The sequence below is a fragment of the Bacillus sp. 9.4 genome (assembly GCF_055486415.1).
In genome coordinates, this window is sequence record NZ_JBVFMU010000004.1 from 193,615 (window position 1) to 217,193 (window position 23,579).

General features: G+C 46.2%; 26 protein-coding genes. 3 read left to right on the forward strand and 23 right to left on the reverse strand.

Annotated elements, in window-relative coordinates; translation table 11 throughout:
• Window positions 1-5: 5 nt before the first annotated feature.
• From ACZ07B_RS16760 to ACZ07B_RS16810, 11 genes are all read right to left on the reverse strand, one after another.
• On the reverse strand, window positions 6-1,343 hold the full coding sequence (locus tag ACZ07B_RS16760; protein WP_129092819.1) for an MmgE/PrpD family protein: 1,338 nt from the start codon (window positions 1,341-1,343) through the stop codon (window positions 6-8).
• On the reverse strand, window positions 1,340-2,482 hold the full coding sequence (gene sndB, locus ACZ07B_RS16765; RefSeq protein ID WP_124059480.1) for an N-acetyl-sulfur-metabolite deacetylase SndB: 1,143 nt from the start codon (window positions 2,480-2,482) through the stop codon (window positions 1,340-1,342). The genes ACZ07B_RS16760 and sndB overlap by 4 nt, the downstream gene beginning before the upstream one ends.
• Window positions 2,483-2,498: 16 nt before the next feature.
• The gene (locus ACZ07B_RS16770; RefSeq protein ID WP_014481395.1) at window positions 2,499-3,248 is read right to left on the reverse strand and encodes an amino acid ABC transporter ATP-binding protein; all 750 of its coding nucleotides are present in this window, start codon (window positions 3,246-3,248) and stop codon (window positions 2,499-2,501) included.
• A gap of 12 nt (window positions 3,249-3,260) precedes the next feature.
• On the reverse strand, window positions 3,261-3,935 hold the full coding sequence (locus ACZ07B_RS16775; protein WP_003243465.1) for an amino acid ABC transporter permease: 675 nt from the start codon (window positions 3,933-3,935) through the stop codon (window positions 3,261-3,263).
• 22 nt (window positions 3,936-3,957) lie between these two features.
• Window positions 3,958-4,752 carry an amino acid ABC transporter substrate-binding protein gene (locus tag ACZ07B_RS16780; RefSeq protein ID WP_003227109.1) on the reverse strand — a complete coding sequence of 265 codons (795 nt, stop codon included), beginning with the start codon at window positions 4,750-4,752 and terminating at the stop codon, window positions 3,958-3,960.
• Window positions 4,753-4,776: 24 nt separating this feature from the next.
• Window positions 4,777-5,274, reverse strand: a complete 498-nt coding sequence (gene snaB / locus ACZ07B_RS16785; protein WP_014478464.1) for a sulfur-containing aminoacid acetyltransferase SnaB — start codon at window positions 5,272-5,274, stop codon at window positions 4,777-4,779.
• A gap of 13 nt (window positions 5,275-5,287) precedes the next feature.
• A complete protein-coding gene (locus ACZ07B_RS16790) occupies window positions 5,288-6,613 on the reverse strand; it encodes an LLM class flavin-dependent oxidoreductase (protein WP_015385100.1) in 1,326 nt (441 codons plus the stop codon).
• A 431-nt stretch (window positions 6,614-7,044) separates the two neighbouring features.
• Complete coding sequence (gene yxeI / locus ACZ07B_RS16795) at window positions 7,045-8,031, reverse strand: penicillin V amidase (RefSeq protein WP_464877459.1); 987 nt, start codon at window positions 8,029-8,031, stop codon at window positions 7,045-7,047.
• A gap of 152 nt (window positions 8,032-8,183) precedes the next feature.
• Window positions 8,184-8,996 (reverse strand): sugar-phosphatase, encoded by an 813-nt coding sequence (gene yidA / locus ACZ07B_RS16800; protein WP_014478468.1) that lies wholly within the window; start codon window positions 8,994-8,996, stop codon window positions 8,184-8,186.
• A 39-nt stretch (window positions 8,997-9,035) separates the two neighbouring features.
• Window positions 9,036-9,593 carry a hypothetical protein gene (locus ACZ07B_RS16805; protein ID WP_326209051.1) on the reverse strand — a complete coding sequence of 186 codons (558 nt, stop codon included), beginning with the start codon at window positions 9,591-9,593 and terminating at the stop codon, window positions 9,036-9,038.
• Window positions 9,583-9,951: a DUF3255 family protein gene (locus tag ACZ07B_RS16810; RefSeq protein ID WP_251187552.1), complete on the reverse strand. Its 369-nt coding sequence runs from the start codon at window positions 9,949-9,951 to the stop codon at window positions 9,583-9,585. Before ACZ07B_RS16810 ends, ACZ07B_RS16805 begins: the two co-directional genes overlap by 11 nt.
• A gap of 146 nt (window positions 9,952-10,097) precedes the next feature.
• Between ACZ07B_RS16810 and cotNE the strand changes: the two genes are divergently transcribed.
• Window positions 10,098-10,463 carry an inner spore coat protein CotNE gene (gene cotNE, locus ACZ07B_RS16815; protein ID WP_123374112.1) on the forward strand — a complete coding sequence of 122 codons (366 nt, stop codon included), beginning with the start codon at window positions 10,098-10,100 and terminating at the stop codon, window positions 10,461-10,463.
• Window positions 10,464-10,709: 246 nt separating this feature from the next.
• Window positions 10,710-11,063 carry a hypothetical protein gene (locus tag ACZ07B_RS16820; RefSeq protein WP_043858345.1) on the forward strand — a complete coding sequence of 118 codons (354 nt, stop codon included), beginning with the start codon at window positions 10,710-10,712 and terminating at the stop codon, window positions 11,061-11,063.
• A gap of 44 nt (window positions 11,064-11,107) precedes the next feature.
• Here the strand turns inward: ACZ07B_RS16820 and ACZ07B_RS16825 are convergent, their stop codons facing one another.
• A complete protein-coding gene (locus ACZ07B_RS16825; protein WP_445603912.1) occupies window positions 11,108-11,506 on the reverse strand; it encodes a hypothetical protein in 399 nt (132 codons plus the stop codon).
• A gap of 177 nt (window positions 11,507-11,683) precedes the next feature.
• Between ACZ07B_RS16825 and ACZ07B_RS16830 the strand changes: the two genes are divergently transcribed.
• A complete protein-coding gene (locus ACZ07B_RS16830; protein WP_014478473.1) occupies window positions 11,684-12,649 on the forward strand; it encodes an iron-hydroxamate ABC transporter substrate-binding protein in 966 nt (321 codons plus the stop codon).
• Window positions 12,650-12,689: 40 nt separating this feature from the next.
• On the opposite strand, the gene ACZ07B_RS16835 is transcribed toward ACZ07B_RS16830, so the two are convergent.
• From ACZ07B_RS16835 to iolE, 11 genes are all read right to left on the reverse strand, one after another.
• Window positions 12,690-13,037 carry a YxeA family protein gene (locus ACZ07B_RS16835; protein WP_014478474.1) on the reverse strand — a complete coding sequence of 116 codons (348 nt, stop codon included), beginning with the start codon at window positions 13,035-13,037 and terminating at the stop codon, window positions 12,690-12,692.
• Window positions 13,038-13,050: 13 nt separating this feature from the next.
• Window positions 13,051-14,919 carry an ABC transporter permease YxdM gene (yxdM, locus tag ACZ07B_RS16840; protein ID WP_464877460.1) on the reverse strand — a complete coding sequence of 623 codons (1,869 nt, stop codon included), beginning with the start codon at window positions 14,917-14,919 and terminating at the stop codon, window positions 13,051-13,053.
• Window positions 14,894-15,667 carry an ABC transporter ATP-binding protein YxdL gene (yxdL, locus tag ACZ07B_RS16845; RefSeq protein WP_014115765.1) on the reverse strand — a complete coding sequence of 258 codons (774 nt, stop codon included), beginning with the start codon at window positions 15,665-15,667 and terminating at the stop codon, window positions 14,894-14,896. Before yxdL ends, yxdM begins: the two co-directional genes overlap by 26 nt.
• 143 nt (window positions 15,668-15,810) lie before the next feature.
• Window positions 15,811-16,788 carry a two-component system sensor histidine kinase YxdK gene (gene yxdK / locus ACZ07B_RS16850; protein ID WP_339246488.1) on the reverse strand — a complete coding sequence of 326 codons (978 nt, stop codon included), beginning with the start codon at window positions 16,786-16,788 and terminating at the stop codon, window positions 15,811-15,813.
• Window positions 16,785-17,474, reverse strand: coding sequence for a two-component system response regulator YxdJ (gene yxdJ, locus ACZ07B_RS16855; RefSeq protein WP_003243527.1), 690 nt, complete (start codon window positions 17,472-17,474; stop codon window positions 16,785-16,787). Before yxdJ ends, yxdK begins: the two co-directional genes overlap by 4 nt.
• 107 nt (window positions 17,475-17,581) lie before the next feature.
• Window positions 17,582-18,454 carry a 6-phospho-5-dehydro-2-deoxy-D-gluconate aldolase gene (iolJ, locus tag ACZ07B_RS16860; RefSeq protein ID WP_014478478.1) on the reverse strand — a complete coding sequence of 291 codons (873 nt, stop codon included), beginning with the start codon at window positions 18,452-18,454 and terminating at the stop codon, window positions 17,582-17,584.
• A gap of 20 nt (window positions 18,455-18,474) precedes the next feature.
• Window positions 18,475-19,311 (reverse strand): 2-keto-myo-inositol isomerase, encoded by an 837-nt coding sequence (gene iolI / locus ACZ07B_RS16865; RefSeq protein WP_187956321.1) that lies wholly within the window; start codon window positions 19,309-19,311, stop codon window positions 18,475-18,477.
• Between the two features lie 85 nt (window positions 19,312-19,396).
• Window positions 19,397-20,266, reverse strand: coding sequence for a sugar phosphate isomerase/epimerase family protein (locus tag ACZ07B_RS16870; RefSeq protein WP_014478480.1), 870 nt, complete (start codon window positions 20,264-20,266; stop codon window positions 19,397-19,399).
• A 19-nt stretch (window positions 20,267-20,285) separates the two neighbouring features.
• Entirely contained in the window at window positions 20,286-21,320 is a 1,035-nt protein-coding gene (gene iolG, locus ACZ07B_RS16875; protein WP_014481414.1) for a bifunctional inositol 2-dehydrogenase/D-chiro-inositol 1-dehydrogenase, read from the reverse strand.
• 22 nt (window positions 21,321-21,342) lie between these two features.
• The gene (iolF, locus tag ACZ07B_RS16880) at window positions 21,343-22,659 is read right to left on the reverse strand and encodes a myo-inositol transporter IolF (RefSeq protein ID WP_032725035.1); all 1,317 of its coding nucleotides are present in this window, start codon (window positions 22,657-22,659) and stop codon (window positions 21,343-21,345) included.
• Between the two features lie 14 nt (window positions 22,660-22,673).
• Entirely contained in the window at window positions 22,674-23,567 is an 894-nt protein-coding gene (gene iolE, locus ACZ07B_RS16885) for a myo-inosose-2 dehydratase (RefSeq protein ID WP_003227062.1), read from the reverse strand.
• Window positions 23,568-23,579 lie beyond the last annotated feature (12 nt).

Sequence of the window (23,579 nt, forward strand, 5' to 3'; positions counted from 1 at the left end):
TTATCTTATTCAATATGAGCTAAAAATTCTTTTATATCGGCTTTTTCAACGGCTGTTATGATGCTCCGCGCTTTTTCTTGCGGGACCGTTAATGTCAATTTTTCTATTATGTCTTCTTCAGACAGCTCATTTCCTGGCGCCCCTTTTGGGCAGTCCACACGCGCTTCGCAAATCCGGCCGTCTGATAAATAGGCCCGGACAATCGTGAAACGGCCTTTTGGAACGGCATGGGGAGCCGGCTGAGTAGCATTGTCATATACGCGCTGAATATGCCCTATTGTCGTTTGAATTCCGTTTGGGATCGGCTGGCTGTTGAAATGTTCAACGGTCAGGTCGTGTCCGTGCAAAGCAAGAGCAATCACATATTCAACGCTGAAACGGCCTTCCTCTCCAGTTTTCGGAGATCTTTCCGTCAATGCAGCATCTCCGCCTGGCGGAAAAATCACTTCAATACGTTCGGTATTGGCAGCAGAAATGGTTTCTTCGGAGATAAGCTGTCGTACCGCATCTGCAGCATGGTGTGCCGCGGAACAAAATGGATAGATTTTAAACCATAGACCCGGCTGCACAATTCTCCACGGTGCCCCCCAATCGTTTAGCAAAGTATGTTGTGCTTTTTCAACGTCACCGTACAGACTGAAGAAACCAGTTTCTCCTTCAAGTGCCGTGCGGGACCCGCCAAATTCTGATTGGGCCAGCTTAACGGCCAGCAAGCCAGCCTGAGCCGCCAAACCGGCGTGCAGCGGTTTCATTTCTGTTCCAAATTGCACCCTCATCCCAGCAGATTGCGTAGCCGCAAAACCAATTGCTTTTTCCAGCTCTTCCTGAGTCAGCTCCTCAGCATAACCTACGGCGCAGGCAGCAGCGATAGCACCAAGCGTTCCTGTATTATGCCAGCCCTTTTCATAGTGGCGGCTGCCAATTGATTCTCCCAGCCGTGCCATCACTTCCACACCAACAACATAAGCGCCAAGAAGCCGCTCGTCATGTCCGCGAGCGGCAGAAGCAATAAGAGAAGGCACGATGACTGCACTGGGGTGTCCTCTTACATCGGAGTGGACATCATCAAAATCCAATGCATGGGCGATAAATCCATTGAGCATCGCGGATTGTAATGGCGCGGCCTTTTTGCCCTGTCCGATAACAGGAACAAGGGGCCGGCCTCCTTCATCCTCTATCAGACGGAGGAGCTTTTGAATTCCTTTATCTTCTCTTCCTGCGAATGAAGCGGCAGTAAAATCAAGTAATCCCTTTTTTGCTTCGTGAATCGCGTCAACTGAATGCTCAGGTTGTGACGTTCTCACAGCCTCTGCAAGACCTGCTGTCAGCCCTTGTTTGCTCATTTGATGGTCTCCAATACAATAACCGCCAGCTCCGCAAAGTATTGAGAGGCAACCGTAAGGGCTTCTTCATCCAGTGTAAAGGCCGGATGATGCCACTCCTCCGTCCCGTTCGTTCCCATCCAGACAAAAAATCCCGGAATCTTCTCTTGATACAGAGCGAAGTCTTCTCCGCCCGGAGACTGCTCAGCGTGAACGGTTTGATAGCCAAGCCGTGCCGCAGCTTCGGATGCCGCATTCAAAAATGTGCCGTCATTCTGAACGGAAGGCAAATAAGGAAACCACTTGAATTCTGCTTGTGCCCCATAGCCCGCTGCAATTCCTTCAGCCACTCGTCTCATATGCTCCGGAACAGCCTGCCTCGCTTCTTTTTGAAAGGTTCGAACCGTCCCCTCCATTTCAGCTTGGTCTGGAATCACGTTCCACGACGTGCCCGCCTGTACTCTTGTGATACTGACGACTGCGTTTTGCAGTGAGCTGATATTGCGGCTGACCACAGATTGCAGCCCGCTGATGATTTGTCCGGCTGCAGCGATTGGATCAATACTGTTATTCGGGATGCCGGCGTGTCCGCCTTTCCCTTTGATGACGATCTCAAACCGGTCAACACTTGCCATGAGCGGACCTTCCTTTACACCAATGGTCCCGACAGGCAGATCCGGCTTATTGTGCATGCCGAAAATCGCAGAAACGTCATTAAGTACGCCAGCTTCTAGAACCTTTCTTGCTCCTGCGGCAATTTCTTCTGCAGGCTGAAAGATAAAGCGGACTGTACCTTTCAGCTCGGCCCTTCTTTGATTCAGCAACATCGCTGTGCCAATAATAGAAGCAGTATGAAAATCGTGTCCGCACGCATGCATTGTGCCATCAACCTTAGATGCAAACGGGAGATTCGTCTGTTCTTGGATCGGGAGCGCGTCAATATCCGCTCGTATTGCTATCACGGGGCCGTCTTCCCGTCCTTTGATTTCTGCAATCACGCCAGTCTCCAATTGAGGAACATCAAGTATTTCGATTTGCTCCTCCTCAAGCCAGCGGCGGATTTTTTTCGTCGTTTCAACCTCTTGAAATGACAGCTCAGGATGTTCATGAAGATCACGCCGCATATTGATTAAACGGGTATGAAACGCTTTGTCGGCCATTGTTCTTCTCCCCTTCTTATATAAGCTCTGCAGGCTCTCCCACCTGCTTGATAAATCGTTTCGTCCGTTCGTTTTTCGGATGGTCAAACAGTTCTTTTGGCGTTCCCTGCTCGATAATATGGCCGTCTGCCATAAAAATCACTTTATCAGCGACCTCTTTTGCAAACGCCATTTCGTGTGTAACAATGATCATCGTTGTTTGCTTTTCCGCAATGGACTTGATGACCTGAAGCACCCCTGTGACGAGCTCAGGGTCAAGCGCTGAAGTTGGTTCATCCAGCAAAATCGCATGCGGATTGACCGCAAGCGCCCGGGCGATGCCGATTCGCTGCTGCTGGCCGCCGGACATTGTGATCGGATAGCTGTCAGCCTTATGCTCCAGACCGACTTGTTTCAGAATCTCCATTCCAATACGTTTCGCTTCGTCGCGTGGTTTATGTTGAGCCACAATTAAAGCTTCTGTAATGTTTTGCAGAGCCGTTTTATTTTTAAACAGATTGTAGTTTTGAAAGACCATGGCCGTTTGCTGGCGAAGCCGATATGCTTCCTTGCGTGTAAACTTTTCCGCGTTCAGTTTGGCTTCTCCGATTTCAATAAGTCCTTGATCCGGACGCTCTAATAAATTTAAGCACCGGAGAAGCGTTGACTTTCCGGAACCGGACGGACCGATGATTGCCACCACTTCTCCGCGTTTCACTTCTAGATCGATTCCGTCGAGCACGACGAGATCTTTAAACGCTTTGCGAATATTTTTTACTGTTATCAACTGATTTCACCTCTAAGTCCGGTATGGCTTGCTCATGGCACGTTCAAACAAGTCCTGCAAAATGCTGTAGATAATGGTAAGAACCCAATAGACGATCGCAACCGCCAAGTAAGTCTCAAAATATTTGAGGTTTCCTGAAGCGTACATCTTCCCTTGGGCGAACATCTCCATGACCCCTAATGTAAAGGCCAGTGACGTTTCTTTCAGGAGCCCGATAAATGTATTGCCCGTTGCCGGAATCGCATTTCGGATCGCTTGCGGCAAAATAATCCGTCTGTATGCCTGAAATTTTGTCATACCGACAGACAGGCACGCCTCCAGCTGCCCGTCATCAACAGAATTGAGGGCGGCCCGGAAGATTTCTGCCAAATATGCTGCATTTTTTAAGCTTAACCCGATGATGGCAGCTGTGAGAGCTGTCATTTTGCTCATCTCTGGAAACAGCTGCGGCAGCCCGTAATAGATTAAGAACAGTTGCACCAGTGTCGGCACGCCTCGGAAAAAGGATATATACAGCTTTGACAGCTGATGAAGCACTGGAATTTTGTTCTTTGTAATGAGTGCGAGAATAAGTCCTCCAATAATGGCAAAAATCATAGCCGCTATGGCCATAAACAACGTGATCGGAAGGGCCTGAATTAAAGTCGGGAACGCTGATATCATGAATTCCCAATCAATCGTGTTCATTCTGGTGAGTCACCGCCGTTTCTTAATGCTTCTGTTCTACTGTGATATCTTCATTAAAGTATTTTTCAGAGAGTTTTTTCAGTGTTCCGTCTTTACGCAATTCATCTAGCGCCTTATTGACTTTTTTGCGGAGCTTGTCGTGCGCATCGTCCTTGGCAAATGGGAATGCAACCTGTTCGTAAACAATCGGATCTCCTGCAAGCTTTAATGGCAAACCGGTCTTCTTGATTTGCGCGATCAATACAGTTCGGCTGTTGACATAAGCGTCTACACGGCCGTACGCAACATCCTTCAGCGTACCCTCTTGTGTTTCATACGTTTTGATATTGATTTTTTTATCAGGATCTTTGCTTTCAAGGTTTTTCGCGTGGTTTGAACCGAGAACGGCTGCGACTGTCTTGCCTTTTAAATCGTCTACTGATTTGATGTCTGTATTGTCTTTTTTGACGACAATCTGTGTTCCCGCATAAGCGTATGGTTTCGTAAAGTTATACGTTTCCTTACGTTCGTCTGTCACAGCTACCTGGTTGGAAATGGTGTCAAGCTTGCCTGTTTGAAGCTCTCCCATCAGCCCGCTGAATTCAAGCAGCTTCCAGTCCAGTTTCATGTCAATTTTCTTAGCGACTGCTTCCATCACTTCAACGTCAAAACCTGTCAGCTTTCCGTTTTCTTTATAAGCAAATGGGTAACTTTGTCCTGTCGCACCGACATGAAGCACATTGTCATCCTCTTTACTGCTGCTGTTTCCATTGCCGCAAGCTGAAAGCACCGCTAATAATGCAGCAACGACCAGCACAGTCCATTTTTTCATTTTCATTTGATTTTCCCGCCTTTTCTTTTTTTATAGATCATGTCGCAATTGTTTTTTCATATAGACTGTGATATGCCCTTTTCCAAGGTCTTGTTCACCTGAGCGGACATACCCTTTTCGTTCGTACATCTCTATCAGCCACGGATGCTTATCCGCTGTTCCGAGTGAGACAAACGGAACCTTTAACGTATCGCGAAGGATTGTTTCCTCCAGCCATTGAAGCAGCTTTGTTCCGATTCCTTTTTTACCGGTGTCGGGGTCCACAGCGAACCACCAGATATGCGGAACGCCATACGGTCCCGGCTGTTTTCCCCAAGGCATTCTCAAGGTGATGGTCGCGATGATCCGCCCGTCTTCTTCCATGACGTAGCAAGCGTTTTTCCGAATATTTTGCAGCACCAAATCTAAATCCGCATGAGCAGCAGCAAAACGAATGCCAAGCTTTCGAATCGGTTCATAAGCCCGCAATGTCAGCGCGAGGAGCTGTTCAGCATCACGTTCAACTGCAAGGCGATATTGTGGCTTCATCTAGCGTTCCTCCTTACTTTGCATAGCGGTTTACCGGCTTTTCCAAACCGAAGTGCTCTCGTAATGTTGTGCCTTCATATTCTTTTCTGAACACGCCGCGCTCCTGTAAAATCGGAACTACTTGATCAACAAACACTTCAATTCCTTCTGGAAGAAGCGGAGGCATGATGTTAAACCCGTCACACGCTTTCTTATCCACCCATTCCTGCATCTTGTCGGCGAGCTGCTCCGGCGTGCCGACGAAGATATGGTGGCCTCTGGAGCCTGCAACGTATTTGTAAAGCTCTCGTATCGTCATATTGTCCCTTTCAGCCATTTCCTGAACAAGCTTGAAGCGGCTCTTCACCGCATTAGAAGCTTCTGCGTCAAGCTTCGGCAGCGGCCCATCAAGCGGATATGCCGACAAATCAATTCCGCCTAAGTAATTTTGGAGAATTTGCAGACCGACAGATGGGATAATCAGATCTTGAAGCTCCTTGTATTTGGCTTGCGCTGCTTCTTCTGTATCGGCAATGATTGGGAAAATACCCGGCATGATGGCAATTTTTTCTGGATCACGTCCGAATTCCGCTGCCTGTTCTTTAATGGATTGATAAAATTCCTGAGCTGATTCCAGGTGGTTTTGTGCTGTGAAGATCACTTCTGCTGTTCTGGCAGCCAACGCTTTTCCGTCTCCTGATGATCCTGCCTGGATAATGACCGGCTGGCCCTGCGGCGTTCTTGAAACGTTCAGAGGTCCGCGAACCGAGAAATATTCTCCTTTGTGGTTCAGCTCGTGCATTTTTTCTTTGTCAAAGAATTCACCCGTTTCTTTATTACGGATAAAGGCGTCCTCTTCCCATGAATCCCAAAGCCCCTTTACAACTTCGACAAATTCCTCTGCCCGCTGATAGCGCAAATGGTGTTCAAGGTGCTTTTCACCGCTGAAATTCAGCGCTGTTGATTCAATAGATGAAGTGACGACGTTCCATCCGGCACGGCCGTTGGACAAATGATCCAATGACGCAAACTGTCTGGCAATATGGAATGGCTCGCTGTATGTAGTGGAGGCTGTTGCTGTCAGTCCGATTTTTGATGTGACCTGCGCCAAAGCAGAGAGCAGGGTGAATGGCTCAAACCTTGTTAATACATTTGGGTGTGATTTGCTGTCAATCGAAAGGCTGTCCGCTAAAAACAGCATATCAAGCTTGCCTCGCTCCGCTGTTTTCGCAAGCTCTTTAAAATAATCCAAATTCATGCTCGCATCTGACGGCGCGTCCGGGTGCCGCCAAGACGCGACGTGATGGCCTGTACCTGCTAAAAATACCCCTAATTTGATTTGTTTCTTTTTGCTTGTCATGACGATACTCCTTTTATCATGTTTTTAGGCTGAATAATCCGAAAAATAAACTCCTATATTCCTAGTCGTTTAATATGAATAAATCAAAATGTACCTTTGTCTTGGACGTTTGTCAATGAGTTAGGATCAAATTTTTCTTTTTAAGCTGAAAAGAATTTCGCAGAATTATGGGGCGGCATTTGTGCAACCTGTATACTGGAAAAACCAGTCTGATGCTGAGACTCGTTTTGATCCAAAGTTTTATATAAATGTAGCTTGTACCTTATCTGTACTTCCGACCATACGCATTTTGCCGCTGCTTTTGCTCTTTGCTAATAAACGCGCGTGTCGCCGTCGTAGAACGGTCCATCTTCCCACTCATTCAGAAGCTGAGACTTCACATAAAAAAATAAGCTGATCCCGGATTCATACCGAAATCAGCTAATTGAATCTTAATTAAGTTCTAGAATACTCTCTTCTGCTTTAGCAGAAAACACTTTAGGCTCCAAACAGTCAAGGTCTTCATGAAATAAATTTACTTTTTGGATTTGCCGATTGTCATAGTGGTGGAAATAGTAGTTTCCAGTTTCGTTGCACATCACGGAAGTATATTGCGTATAATGAATTTCGTCTTCTTCCGTTATCACTGCGCCCTTTGGTATCGTCACATTTGCCAAAATGTGGAAAGAGGCTGTTACACCTTTCGTTTCATCGGCCGCCGGCTCTAGGTGTTCTTTCAAATAAACAGCTCTGACAAACCGGGAAGGCGGTGTATAATCCCCCGGCAGGCCAACCGTTCCTAAGCCTTGGCCAAAAGCGGAAAGGGCTAACCCGCCCATCTCTTTGCTCTCTAATTGCTTCGGTCTGATTCCTGTATATTGCTGCAGATTAGTTACATGCCATATAAAGTCGGGGCTGTTCGTCATGACACCAGGTTGATTGTCATAGACTTTGAGGCCGTCTGCTCTCGGTTCTATCGTCAGGCTTCGTCCCGTCCGGTCTGACAATATCCAGTGAAGCGGTAAAACTGTATCCAATAGATCTAATTTTTTCTCTACAATCGTTAAAGATCGAATCTTTTCTTTTACGTCTTCCAAAGACTGACAGACTGACAGCACCCATGTCACAAACTCATGCGGGGCAATGTGAACGGTTTCTTCCCGTATCGTTTTTTCATACTCTGCATAGCCCGGAAAATAAAGTGCAGCACACGATAAACCGTTTTCATTAACGCCGTCTGCAAATAGAATATTACCAAGTTTTCTTCCCATACCGATAAATGCGTACTGTGTCTGATGGGCCTTTCCGTCAGCTTCACTATTCCAACTGTAACGGCGCGGATAGAGAATCACCTCTGTCCCCAGCTGAAATGCAAAATCCATTGTTCTCGCTAATAAATGATTCCGGTCAGCAGTTTCCAATGTAAGACTTGTGCACATCTGATTCAGTCCCCTTTCAATTCAGGCTAAAATCGTACATTTTGTGAACAACTTGTTTTATCAGCATAACGAAAGTCAAATCGATTCGTCAAAGAATTGACATTACATCCAATAAAACGAAAAATCCAGCCTTTAGAAGGCTGGATTTTTTATTATTTAGCCAAAACAAGCTCATGAATCGCATGTGCAACGCCATGTTCATTATTGGAGCGCGTTTGAAAGTTTGCGGCTTCCAATACTTCTGGAATGGCGTTTGCCATGGCAACCCCGCAGCCCGCCCATTCGATCATTGTCAGGTCGTTCCCGTTGTCGCCTATGCTCATGACTTCAGCCTGCTCGATTCCGAGCAGCTGTGCCAGCTGGCGTACAGCATTTCCTTTGCTGGCTTCCGAGTGCAGAATTTCATAAAAGAAAGGCGCGCTTTTGACCATTGTATATTTTTCTCTCACGTCTTTTGGAATCGATGTAATGACGCGGCTTAAGTTCTCCGGTTTATCAATAAACATCACTTTCGGGATGAGGATATCTTTAGGCACCTCGTCAATCTTGCGGAAATGAAGCGGCACCTGTGTCACATAGGATTCGTATACGGTAAATTCGCTAATATCCCGGTTAGGCGTATACAAATTAGATGAATCAAAGAAATGCATCGGCGTCTTCAGCTCTAAGCTCAGGTCATATAATGAAGTCAAATCATCATAGCCGAGAGACAGCTCCGAGACCACTTCATTTGTATGCGTATTTTGAACAAGCGCTCCATTATACGCAATGACATAGTCGCCTTCTTCAATTAAATTCAGTTCATCTAAATATCTCTGCACACCCCCGATAGGCCGGCCGGTGCAGAGCACAATTTTGACACCTTCCGCTTTTGCCGCGTGAAGGGCGTCGCGGACCTCCTCTGTTACTTCATGATGATCATTTAAAAGTGTTCCATCCATATCAATTGCAATTAGTTTGTACATCCTGCATCTCCTTCATGTCGTTTTCAGGCTATAGTCCCATCATATCGTTTTTTCTTTTTGATATTCAACCGGAAGAGAAGGTTTTCTCCGGATTCTGTTTAGACGCCGCCCTTGTCTTCGGATACGTTTGCGTGGTTTCCGCTTTCTTTCTGCCTTGACGCCGTTTTCTGCTTTTTTCTGTTTCATCAGCAGAAAGCCGGCAGCTAAAAAAGGAATGCCGGTTATATTCAAGATGGCAAGCTTTACACCCGCAGCGATCAAAAAGAACCCCCATGAAGATGAAGGATTCCGTCTGATCATGACGTAAGCCGCCATTTCCAGAACAATCAGGATGGCATGAAGCACTATGCCATAAATCAGCAATACAAGAGCAAAAAACAAAACATAATTCACGATTGCCCCTGAGTACATCATAGCACGCATCATTTGTATAAACGATAAGGACTGCATCGATCCGCTGATGACATTAGGGTTATAGATCGTATAGTCACTAAATACATGTTTGACTTTGAGAAAAGCCCATAATATAAATATCCACTGAATAATATGTAAAACAAGCCCCGCTGCCACCAGTCTCTCAGCTTTTTTATTTCTCATCTTTCTCCTCCCTGCCGGTCTTTGACTCGATTCTTGTCATCGTTTTTGTCTGGCCATTTTGCTCCCAGATCAACGTCCCGTTTTCTCCTCTTCTCAGCGTGCTTTTGAGCGGGTAATAGGAGCCGAGATACTGAATCTCAATGGACCCGTCAGTGCTTTGGGAAATCACCTTATATGCCATAAAAGGCAGCTGCACCTCTCCTCTTCCTTCAATGACTTCCGTCTCCACTACCTCATCTTTGGTAAATGTGACTGTTGCTGATTTCACGCCATCCGCTGGCCCGGGGACAAGCCCCTCATCCCACGTTCCGTAATAAAACGGTGTCTCTTCTTTTTGCTGCTGGCAGCCCGATACCATAATGCATACAGCAGTTAAAAGCAAAATGCCATATCTGTTTCTCAAGGGGATCACATCCTTTCCTCCTCTTTTTGGGCGAATGCCGTGCCGCTGTGCCAATGACTACATAAGTTATAAGGAATTCACCCACAAGGAGATTGATCATAATGAACCCTTATCAATATTACAGCCCTCAGCTGCCTCAGCAGGAACCTTACTATAGCCACTATGAGTACAATTCTTATCCGCAGCAGGATGTATACGATCCATACCAAATGGATAGACAGCCGGCATTAGAAAGAAGAATCGCAGCACTTGAACGGCAAAATGAACAGCAGTCGAGAGAATTAACCCGTCTAACAAACGAAGATCGCCGTCAAAACCGCGAAATTGCGCGGCTGGCCGAACAGGTCAATCAGCTAAGCCAGACTGTTGAACGCCATACACGCCGCCTAAATCGGCTCAATCAGCGCCTCCGCACAGTAGAAAACAGGCTGAATATCCCATTTACTGCAGGGGAAGGCGGTTTCTGAGCAAGCAAAGAAAAAAAGCGGAATACGATTCTCCCATTTCAGGGTTTCGTTTTCCGCCATTCTTATATGTTAAAACGGAACGTTTACATAAAAAGGGTTTGCACCCAGTATACAATCTTTACCGTTTTCATTCAAAGATAGAGGGGCTGAGGAAAATAATTGTAGTTCCTCATTTGCAGAATTTCTTTTCAATCAGGTTGCATGATAATACCGACTCACGTCAATCGATACATGGAGGGATCATTCATGCATAATACACAACACGGCTTGCAGCAGCTGAATCAATGCCGCCAGACTGCTCAGCAGCTCATTCAGCAAACACAGCAAAGCAGCCAGCAATATCGCCACATGCTTCATCAGGAACAGCAAAACATCCAAATGCTGCAGCAGATTCTAAACCACGAACAACAAGCTGCACATACCATTCAGCAAGCACTGCACGGGCATGACATGGCGATTCAAAAGTGCCAGCAGGTTGTCAACATGTGCAACCAAATGCAACAGGAACTTACTGGACAATCCAGCGTCATGAATACGAATGTGTCTACACTTCCATTCGGCCAAAACACGCCATTTCAGCAACAATCCTATCAGCAGTAACATATAAAAAAGCTCAACACAATGCGAGTGTTGAGCTTTTTTTCTTACTGTTCTTTGCGAATATGTATATCCTGAATAGACTGTTTCGGTGCATGAAATCTGCTCTCGGCTTCACTTCTTGCCTCGGCAAAAGCCCGCGCCTCCACATGATCTTTGTATACATCCAGCTGAATCAAATACAGCGGGCGCACTTTAAATCCATGAATAATGGTCACCGCCCATAACGGGACCACAATAAAAACACCGGGCAGATCGGGCAAAACAAAACCAAACGCAAAAATGAAAAAATAAATGATGCCGTACATGATCCACTTTCTATTTCTAACCTTGATGCCAATAAATAAAAAGGCAAAAAAACTGGTAATGGCAAAAGGCATGAAAATAAACAGCATCCACCAGCTATGCAGCAATTCCCAAGCGGAACCTCTTTTTGTAATTCCCATATTTTTCTCCTCCTATTTACCTATAATAATCGATTAGGCATACCGCGTCACCCATAAACGGGAAAAACTTTCTCCCTTAAAAATAGTGATAGACGGAGAACAGGTTTCTTGCTATATTATTAATTGATAATGATAATCATTACTAATCTATTGAGATACATAGTGGGAGGGTTCTTGATGAAAAAGAACATATTGCTCGTGGGCATGCTTGTGCTGCTTCTCATGTTTGTCAGCGCTTGCAGCGGCACGGCTTCTAAAGGGAGCTCAAGCGATTCTGCTTCCGAAAAAACAGAAATGAGAACATACAAATCACCAAAAGGGAACGTCAACATTCCTGCACATCCGAAACGCATCGTCACTGATTTTTATGCTGGTGAATTGCTGTCTGTCGGGGCCAATGTGGTCGGCTCAGGCTCATGGTCATTTGATAATCCGTTTTTAAAATCAAAGCTGAAAAATGTGAAGGATGTTGGTGATCCAATCAGCGTTGAAAAAGTGATGGAGCTTCAGCCTGACTTAATTGTTGTCATGAATGAAGAGAATGTTGATAAATTAAAGAAAATCGCTCCGACTGTTGTCATACCTTATAACACAGCGAAAAACGTAGAAGACACAGTCAGCATGTTCGGAGATATCGCCGGAGCGAAAGACAAAGCAACATCATTTATGGCTGACTTTAACAAAAAAGCGGAAGCAGCTAAAAAGAAAATTGCCGGCGTCATCGACAAAGATGCGACCTTCGGCATTTATGAAAACACAGACAAGGGCGAATTCTGGGTGTTCAATGACAATGGCGGACGCGGCGGCCAAGCTGTATACAATGCACTTGGGTTAAAAGCGCCTGAAAAAATTGAGCAAGATGTCATCAAAAAAGGAGAGATGAAACAGCTCTCTCAAGAGGTTATTCCTGAGTATGCCGCAGATTATATGTTCATTACGGATTACAACCCGAAAGGCGAAAGCAAAACACTCGACAAGCTGGAGAATTCTTCTATTTGGAAGAACCTTGACGCTGTTAAACATAATCGCGTGTTTATCAATGACTTTGACACGTTCTACCCGTACGACCCGATTTCTGTCAGCAAACAGGTGGATATCATCACCGACATGCTGATCAAACGGGCCGAAGAAAATAAAAAATAAAAAAACGGCACAGTCATGACGCTGTGCCGTTTTTTATGATTCACTTTAATTTTGACTGCACGGAGTCCGGCATATCTTCAAACCTGACTTCTTCCCAAGTCTCGACATACTTTCCTTTCGCCTTCACCTTCAAATACGCGTTTTTCCGAAGCTCTTTGCCGGCGAAAAAGGTCACTTCTTCTTTTTTTCCGGATGCATTGTATCCGTCTAATGTATACTCAGTACCGCCTGGGCTAAGATGTTTGCCATCTCGATCAATCTGAACATAGACATCTTGCTGGTGAATAAACGGATTAAATCTGTCTGTAACATCGTTATGAAAAAAGAGAAGCCCGCATATTACGGCAGCAGCCGCCAAGACGGCCAGGATTGCCATTGCTTTTTTCATCTTTGCACTCCCCTTACTTGTTCATTTTTTTCAAATAGCTTGACCGCACCGCGAGGAAGAATAGAAGCTGAAAAATGAAAAACCCTCCGATGGTAAGACTGAGCGGCCCCGCTACATCGGAATAGCCTTCCACAGCCAATGTTCTCAAGGCAAACAGTGTATGCATGACGGCAATGACAAATGGAAAGAAGAAAAGAATGGCCAATTGTATTGTCACGCTTTGTGCCATTTCACGCTCACTCAGGCCGATTTTGGCCAGTGAACGGTAGCGCTCCCGGTCTTCATCTAAATCAGTGAACAGTCTGAAATATAAGAAACTTGCTGCCGCGACAAAGAATACAATTGCGATAAACAGGCCGATAAATAAACTCAGGCTCGGCAGCTGCACCGTATCATAGTAAGTCCCGGCTTTTGAAGCAAAATCAGAATGCACATCGATATAATTGCCGTAAATCTCATTTTGCAAGGATTGGCTGATCTCAAGACTGTCTTTCCAATGATCATAGCTGTAGCCGTATAATGACGCTTTATCACCGAGTGATTTCAGCTGATCAAAGGTTTGATCATTCACCGCGATGATGGCATTCAATGAGATCAGCGGTTTTTTAACTTCTTTTACCGACAGTTTTTGTCCGGACAGCTTGCCTTTTTGGTTCAGCAGCTTCAGCTGATCCGGCGCTTCGTTTTTGAAATTGCGGTCATACGTTCCTGGGAAATAGACAGCCTCGTCTTCTTTCAGGCCGTTCATTTTGACATGGAAGTATTTTGCCGCATCCGATTCACTGATCATGTAAACAGGGGGAACAGTTTCTCCTTCCTGATAGCGAACATAGGAAACATCTATTTTGTCTTTCTTATACGTAAAGCCGTGTGTTTTCAGTTCATGGTCAATATCTTTCAAATGAGTCTGTTCTTTTGGATTGTTGCTGTAAGATAAATACTCCATTTCATAAGCGGACTCTTCCGCTCCGACGGTCGATTTGTACATTGCGAGCACGCCTGTCGCAGTAAACGCAACCGCGGAAATAATGCTGACGATAAAGAACAGGCGGGCGTTGTCTTTTAGACGATAGACAAGGTCAGAAACCCAAATGACGTTTTTCCCGCGCAGATAAAAGGTTTTCCACTTCTTCAGCGCGCGCAGAATCCATATACTGCTTTGGCTGAAAAAGAAATATGTTCCGATGACGGTGAGCAGTAAAATGATAAACGGTTCGGCCCCGTGGACATTGCCTTTAAGAACCATGCCGTACCCGCCGCACAGACAGGCGATGCCGAATAAGGACAGAAGCACGGACGGCTTAGGCTCCGGCTTAACCTTGTCAGTGCCCTTTATTAATTTGATAACCGTATTTGATCTGACAAAAAGGATCGTAAACTGCGATAAAAAGAAAAATAAGAGCAGAAATCCGCAGGCCGTAATACCGAGCGCTTTCCAAGGCATATACAAAGGCAGCGCGTCCATTTCTAAAATATAAGCGCCGACCGTAAAGAACGTCTTTGAAAAAATGAATCCTCCGATAATGCCGGCTGCAATTGACATGACGCCAATGATCATATTTTCCGCAGTAATGAGCTTTCTCAGCTGACCCGGCGTGATGCCCTGCATGAGCAGAATGCCGAATTCTTTATTTCTCGATTTCAAAAATGCGTTAACCGAATACAGAACAAATAAGAAAGAAAAAACAAAGATCATCCATTCCGCAGCGGTTAAGCCTTTTTTGGCGATATTATTCAGGTAGCCTTCCTTTAATGCCGGATGAAACAAGAACATCGCAAAGGTAAAGAAAATCAAAACGGAAAAGGCGCTGCTTAAAAAGAATGCAAGATAGGCCCTTTTGTTTCTCGTGACGTTTTTATAAGCGAACTGAAGAAAGGTCATTTGCGTTTCCCCCCAGCATAGACAGCACATCGAGAATTTGTTCATAAAATACTTGGCGGTTTTCCCCGCGGTAAATCTCATTAAACAGTTCGCCGTCTTTTATAAAGATGACGCGGCGGCAGTAGCTTGCCGCAACAGGATCGTGGGTCACCATCAAAGCCGTGACATGATCATCCTGATTCAGGCTCTGCATCGTTTCCATGACGTCTTTTGACGCTTTGGAATCAAGGTTGCCCGTCGGTTCATCGGCCAGGATGAGTGACGGCTTATGAATGACCGCTCTTGCGATGGCGGCACGCTGGCGCTGTCCTCCGGATACTTCAAACGTCCGTTTGTTGAGCAGGTTTTCGATTCCGAGCTTTGCCGCGATGCCTTGCAGTTTTTCTTCCATGACAGACGGCGCTTCTTTTTCAAGCGTTAACGGCAGCATGATATTTTCACCGATTGTCAGCGTGTCCAGAAGGTTGAAATCCTGAAACACAAATCCAAGCTGCTTGCGGCGGAAATGAGCGAGCTTTGTCCGCTTCAGGCGATGCGGGTTTTCTCCGTGAATCAGGATATCGCCTGAATCCGGACGGTCGATCGTTGAAATGATATTCAAAAGCGTTGTTTTTCCGGACCCGGACGGCCCCATCACCGCCGTGAACTCGCCTTCTTCTATTGAAAATGAAATTTGCTTTAAGGCTTGATAGGATACTTGTCCTTTATAGGTTTTATTTATATGTTTGACTTCAAGCATATTCGCCATGAAAATCCTCCTTATGGTTTTATTCTTGTTGATCTGGGCTGCTTTCATGTAGTGCCGGGACGTTCAACATAAAAATCCCCTTGACATAAATCCATGTTATCAAGGGGAAACAAAGCGGGCTATGTTGTTTTCTTAACGCAGCCTTACATTTTTGTAAGAAATGAAAATCGAACTGATGTCCCTTCACCGGGAGACGAGCTGATGTCCACCGTATGATTGAGCTTACCTGTAATTTCTTTGACGAGATGGAGGCCGATTCCCGTAGATTCTTGGAAACGCCGCCCGTTTTCCCCGGTGTAATAAGGGTCAAACACCCGCTTGATGTCTTGCGAGGGAATCCCGACACCGTAATCTTTGACTTCAAGCACCGTCCTGTCTTCATCGCGGAAGACATTCAGCTCAAGTCTGTCACTCTTGCCCGCTGAATACTTGACCGCATTTGTGACCACTTGGCCGATCGCAAATTTGAGCCATTTGGCATCGGTGTAAATCTGATGATCATCGCAAACGTTCATTTTCGGATAAACGCGATATTGAATAAAAAATCGTTTATAGCTTTGAATGACTGATTGGAGAAGCTCGGACAGGGAAACCGCTTCGATTTTAAAATCCCGTTCAAACAAGTCGAGCCTTGAAGAATAAAGAAGCGTCTCCAGCCCGAATTCAATCTGCCGGACTTCTTTTTTGATTTGTTCAAAAACGGGCTCATCCTCTTCTTGAATGATTAAATTAATGACCGACAGCGGCGTCTTTACTTGGTGCACCCATTGATTCATATACGTCACCCGCGCGTCCAGCTTGGCTTCAGTCTCATGGAGCTTCTGGTGCTGCAGCCGCATCAGCTCCATCTGCTTTTCATACAGCTCTGAACAGAACACTGAGGAACCGAGATACGGGATATCCGTCCCTTCCTGCCCCGAGCTGAGCCAATGATACACGCCGCGGTCTTTGTACCAGCGATAGGCAAGATACCCCGCCAAAATAAGAAGCTGCACGCCCAATATGTAAAACAAGTGAGAAAAAGAATGAAGACCCGCAAACCAGTAATAAAAGAAGACAAACAGCCCTTGAAGGAGAAAAAGCAGAATCAGCACTGCATGAGACCGGAGAAACAGCTTCATGACTGCGCCCTCAGCTGGTAGCCTTCGCCCCGCACCGCTTCAATAGAAACAGGCGCATTCAGCTCTCGCAGTTTTTTTCTGAGCCGCGTGATATACACGTTAAGTGTATTATCATCGATGAATATGTCGGTGTCCCACGTCTTTTCCATGAGACGGTCCCGACTCGTCACCTTTTCTCCCCGCTCAAGCAGCACTTCCAAAAGCTTGCTTTCTTTTTTAGAAAGCTCGCTTTTTTCATCCTGAAAACGCAGTTCAAACCGTTCCACAAAGAGCTGAACGCCGGCATATTCAACCACTTTCTCTCCCTGCTTTGCGGCGTACTCCCCGTACGCCCTCCGGATCTGGCTTTTGATTTTCGCAAGCACAATATCATAAGAAAACGGTTTTTCAATATAATCGTCTCCCCCATTTTCAATCGCCATCACCTGATCCATTTCCCCGCTTCTGGCAGAAATAAAGATGATCGGGCTTGTGGAGTGCTGGCGGATCTGCCGGCACCAATAATATCCGTCATATGCCGGCAAATTGATATCAAGGAGCACCACATCGGGCTTTTCCCGCAAAAAGACATCAAGAACAGCTGTAAAATCCGCGGCGACCACTGTTTGATATCCGTATTTTTCAAGGTAATTCTGCAATAGTCCGCGAATGTCTTCACTGTCTTCCACAATCATGATTTTATTCAAACTGAACCACTCCCGTTTCTTACACTGCTGCCATCATCATAATCGTTTTGGGCATATGGACGCAACACCGCACAAAAAAACCGCCATCTCGGCGGTTTCTGGTCTCTTTAGCCGACCTGCTGCTTAGCTGCTTTACCGGCTGATCCGAACTCTCTCATTTTGCTTCGCACTGTCTCTTCCACGGCTTCAATGCCGGGTGTCAAATAGCCGCGCGGTTCGTACAGATCGCTGTTTTCCTGGAACATGCGGCGTGTTTCGTCTGTCCACGCTACCATACATTCCGTATTGATATTGATCTTCGCGTGGCCGAGCGTGATGGCTTTTTTGATCTGATCCTGCGGAATCCCGGATGCCCCGTGAAGAACGAGGGGAATATCAGTCATGCGGGAGATAGCCTCCATTTCCTTAAATCCGAGATTCGGCTCACCCTGATATTTGCCGTGTACAGAGCCGAGGGCGGCGGCCAGCGCGTCGATATTGGTTTCTTTGACGATCCGCTCACATTCCGTGATATCGGCATAGCAGACCCCGCCGACCAGTCCGTCTTCCATTCCGCCGACCGTGCCGACTTCGGCTTCTACTGACACGCCGTGTTTTGCGGCATAATCGGTGACTTCTTTTGTCATCGCGATATTCTCGTCAATCGGCTGATGGGAGCCGTCAATCATCACTGAGCTGAATCCGGCATCAATGGCCTGTCTGCAGCGTTCCGCACTGCTGCCGTGATCGAGATGAAGCACGACCGGAACGGTAATCGCCATGTCCTCTATTAACGCACCGACCATGGCGGCAATCGTTTTAAATCCGCCTAAATAGTCGACCAGGCGATCGGAAGCCGCGGCGATGACCGGTGATTGCTCCTTTTGCGCCGCCTGCAAAATCGCCTTCGTCCACTGCAGACCATTGATATTAAACTGGCCGATCGCATACTGCTCCCGCTTTGCATCTTCAAGAAGCTCTTTCATCGATACAAAAGCCATGTCCACCCCTCCTTTATCCATTACATGTTGAAGTATTTTGATACGACGTCCACTGTTGTTTTTTTCGCTGTTTGAATGGCTTCCTCAGCAGTCAGCTTATAATATTCAGGCCGGAAGAGCTCAACCGATACAACATCAGAGAAGCCGATTTCCTTCAGTGCTGATAAGTGGGCATCTAAGTCAATCGCCCCTTGCCCCGGCCATACACGATCCTCATCTGTTAAAAAGCCAATTGGGAAATCTTCTGTATCATCGATATGATAGATAAAGATTTTCTTTCCGTCCGCCTGCTTTAAGCTCTCTATATTTGAACCCATTGCATGAAAGTGAAAACTGTCAAGGACAAGCCCGACATTGTCACGGTTGACTGTGTTTACGATGTCATACGCCTGTTCAAACGTATTGACCGTACATTGCGGATGGCCGACAAATTCAAGCGCGATTTTTACGCCGTACGGCTCCGCGATATCTGACAGCTCAGTCAGCACGTCTACACTGCTCTTTTTGATCTCTTCTTTTACAATCTTCTGCTCTGTCACAAGCGGAACGGCCACCACATATTTCACACCGAGGGTTTTGCATGTTTCCATCATGCCTTTAAATTCAGTGATGATCTCGTTGTGGCCCTTTTCATCACGGTTGTTGAAGAAAACAAGCGCATTTAAGGCAAGCGGTTTGAGGTGATGGGTTTGAAAATATTCCGCAAGGTCATCCAATGAATGATCTTTTAAGTACTCAGGCAGCTTATCCATTGTGCGGATTTCAATATAATCATATCCATGCTTTTCGCATAGTTCTAAATCCTGTTTAAGGTTTGAGTTTTCCAATGTTGTCGCTTCATTAAAACAAAGTTTCATGCCAGACTCCCCCATCTGCGTTTTAGATATGAAGGGAGTTCGGCAGGAAGGCTCTCGCCATATCCCGCCGAACTCCATGCTCAGCTTATGCCAGACCTAATTCTTCTTTCATTTTCTTAAGCATAAATCGGCTTGATTCATCCGCTCTTTCATCCACCCAAGCAAATACGGCATTCGTCGCAATTCCGTCGAACTTCATCTCTCTCAGTTTTCTGAAAATCGTATCAAAATCAACCTCGCCTTGGCCAATGTCTAAATGCTGGTGAACCGTTACTTTCGCGTCAGGCGGATTGACGATGTAGCGAAGGCCATGAGCCGCTTTATGATTATAGGTATCTGCAAATAAAACATGTGTGAGGCGGTCGCCGGCTTCGTCAAACATGGTCTCGATGTCGCCTTTGCCGTCATCATAGAAGAACGTATGCGCAGTCGAGTAGACAAGATTGATCCAATCCTTGTCAAGCGCGCGGATCATATCCATCGCACCTTTGTGCGTTTCGATAAAATCATATGGATGGGCTTGAAGGTTGAGTTTCATGCCTTCTTTTTCAAAGACTGGCAGAAGCTCATCCATGGATTTGATAAATTTTTCTTCACTTGTTAAAGGATCATATTTTGAACCGCTGAATTCGCTGTTCATCAAATCCACTTCAAGTTCAACCGCAATTTCGATAGCCCGTTTCCAGTTGCGCACTGCAGCCTGGCGGCGGTCTTCATCAGGACCCGCCCAGTGATAAAGAGGAAGAAGCGATGAAAGCTTAACACCTGTATCCCTTAAGAGCCGCTTTAATTGTTTGATCTTTGCTGAATCGACTTTCGGATATTTATAAAATGGGCAAAAATCCTCACGCGGCGATAATTCGATATATTCATAACCAAGTTCCGCCGTTTTATAGACCATTTCCTCTAAAGTTAAATCATCACGATACATGGATGGATCCAATGCTAACTTCATATTTTCACTCCTCTGTTTTTTAGTTTTGAACTGTTGTAAAAGATTGATAGAATTCTGGTTTCTCCTTCAATTCAACCTTTTCTTTTTGTCCGGATTCTTGGGCCTTCACACAAGCATCCGTTGTAACAGCGGCAATATAGCCGTCCCATGCCGTCGGTCCGCTGACCTCGCCTTTCTTTTGAATCGAATCAATAAAGTCTTGGATTTCCACATCGTACGCAGCGACAAAGCGTCTCTGCCAATCCATCAGAATATCTGTGCTGAATTTGCCTTCTTTTCTCAAGCTGATGCTTGATGGCTCGGGCAGCTTGATGATGCCGTCTTCTCCGACGATTTCGCATTGTATGTCATAGCCGTATTTACAGTTCACATAGATTTCAGCGTTGATGACGATGCCGCCTTTTGTTTCAATCACGACGATTTGCGGATCCTTTAAATGCGGCAGCGCGTTTTTCGATTTTTTCGGGTAGATGACTTGAACAGACTCGTAGTCATCGTTGACGAGCCAGTGCAGCACATCAATTTCATGAACAAGCGTGTCGACTACGGCCATATCGGTTGTGTAGTTATCTCCTACAGTCGGGTTGCGGTGTGCGCAGTGAATCATAAGCGGTTCGCCAATCACATGGTTATCGAGTGCTTCCTTCAGCTGTACGTAACCGCTGTCATAACGGCGCATGAAGCCGACTTGAACAAGGCGTTTGCCCACTTTGATTTCTTCTTCGACGATGCGCATGCATCCTTCAGCCGTTGTTGCGAGCGGTTTTTCACAGAACACATATTTCTGGGCTTTAATGGCTTTCAGCACGCTTGACTCATGCGCAGGCCCCCAGCTTGTCACTAAGACAGCGTCTACATTTTCGTCTGCAAGCAGGCTGTCATCATTCGGATAAACCGTCGCGTTTAATTGGTATTGCTCAACGACCTTTTGTGCAGCTTCTTGATTAACATCCGTTACAGCTACAATTTCCGCGCCGGACAACTTGTTCGTGATGCGGTTAATATGTTCTTTTCCGATTGCTCCAGTTCCAATTACGCCAATACGTAAACTCATTGATAGCCACTCCTTCTGTTGGTTACATGATTTTGCTTTCTGTTCCTTGCTTTACTTGGCTCTGAGGAGATCCGTAGAGTTCCTCTTGAATTTGTTCAAGCGACTTGCCAGACGTATTCGGCGCAAAGAGCAGCCCGATGATCATACTGGCCGTCACACATCCGAGAAGAATTGCAGCCATCGTTCCAATGCCGAAATTGGTGATAATCATTGGGACAAACAGACTCCAAATCCCTATTGAAATACGGACAAGGAAAAACATCAGTCCTTGTGCGGAAGCACGATATTGCGTAGGAAAGATTTCACTGGCCCATAACTGATAGTTCGCTTGCTGCCCTGCTCCGTTATTGATGCCGATCACGACAATAAACAGGAGCAGAATCGGCAGGCCTTCAACTGGCAGCAGAAACAGTGTCCACCCGATCACCGCCATGAAAGCGGCGATTCCAAATACGGTTTTTCTATATTTGTCGGCAAAGGGCATGAAGATCAAGGCGACCCCCAATCCTGTGAAGATAAACAGCCCCATTTGCAAAAGGTTGGCCATGTTGGCAGATACACCGCCGACCTGCTGATAAATGTATGGCATAAAGAAGCCCATGACCCCGGCAGCTAAGTTCCAAACCAAGTACACACCCATCAAAAACAATATGCTTTTTAGATACATAGGCTTGAGCAAATCAAAATATGATGTCTTATTCAGTACAGCCGGCTTCTCTGCCTGAGCATCCTCCGGCTGATTTTTTGTCTGCCAGGCGTCTGATTCCGGAAGCCTGATTCTCAGGATGTACGTAATCAACGCAATCACAAGCAGATGGGCAAATACGATTTTATTCCCCAAGAGTCCCAAGTCACCGGCCAGTACGGAGAGGAGCAGTACAACGACAGCGCCCGCGGCCCAAGCGACTTGTGCTACGCCGCAATGTCTGGCCCGATTCTTCTTTGGCGCATTTTCCGCAATAATGGTCCATGACGCGGTAATGTCAGCCCCTACTGATAAACCGATAATGATGTAACCGCTTAACAACATGGGGAAATTAACCCCGAACAAAACCAAACAAATCCCTAGTGCATAAACCAGCATACTATTGGTATAAACAGCCTTCCGTCCGACTTTATCAGCCAGAAACCCGCCAAGCAGCGCGCCGACAGCGGCAGAAATCGCATTTGCGCTCAGCGCGCCGAGCAGCCCGATTTGCGTATCGGATAGCTTAAGGTAACTGACCCATAATGATAAACCGGCGGAGCCTGCCACAATTGAACCGGCATCAATATAGTTAGCCAATGCTGCCGCGATTGTCCGTTTATTGAAGGCTGAATCTCCATTGGTATTGCCCATATGTTCATTCCCCATTAAGCCAGATCCAACAACTGCTGATCAATATAGTTTCTCGCAATCAATGCATACTCCAGCGGGTTTGCAACATCGGGGTCCTGTTCAGCTTCAATGACAATCCATCCGGAATAACTGTGCTTCAACAGCAGCTGATATACTTCTCTAAAGTCAATGCAGCCGTCACCGGGAACCGTAAACATGCCTTTTAAAAATGATTGCCGGAACGATTGTCCTTCGAGCCTGCATTGTTCCATGACATTCAGGCGGGCATCCTTAAAGTGCACATGCTTAATGCGGCCGATATGCTTCTCAAGCATCCCCATGTAATCGCCGTCAGAAATATACGCATGGCCTGTATCATAGAGGAGGTGTACATGCGCAGGGTCTGTTCCTGCCATCAGGCGGTCCACTTCTTCCGCTGTTTGGACACCAGTGCCGAGATGATGATGATAGACAAGCTTCAAGCCATGCTGAGCGGCAATTTCGCCAAGGTGATTCAGCCCTTCGCAAAGCCGCTCCCATTCATCATCCGTAAAGTGCGGCTTCTCTGTGAACACGTTTTTCTCCAAGCTTTGCACGCTGTACGTTTGTTCAGAGACAACTGCGACATCAGCGTTTACTTGCTGCAAATACTCACAATGCAGGGTAAATGTCTTTGCCGCTTCACCAAGTCCGTCACGCAAAATAAAACTGCTGAACCATTTTCCTGCAATGCGTAAGTTCCGAAGCTTCAGCTCTTTGTTCAGGATGGCAGGTTCGGGGAAAAAGCCCCCGACCTCCGTGCCTTGAAAACGTGCGACAACGATATCACTTAACAAATGCTGAAGTGTATTTCCCGCTCCAATTTCAGGCATGTCATCATTCCGCCACCCAATGGGAGCGATTCCCCACAGGATTTCATTTTTGCCCATCTATGGTGCCTC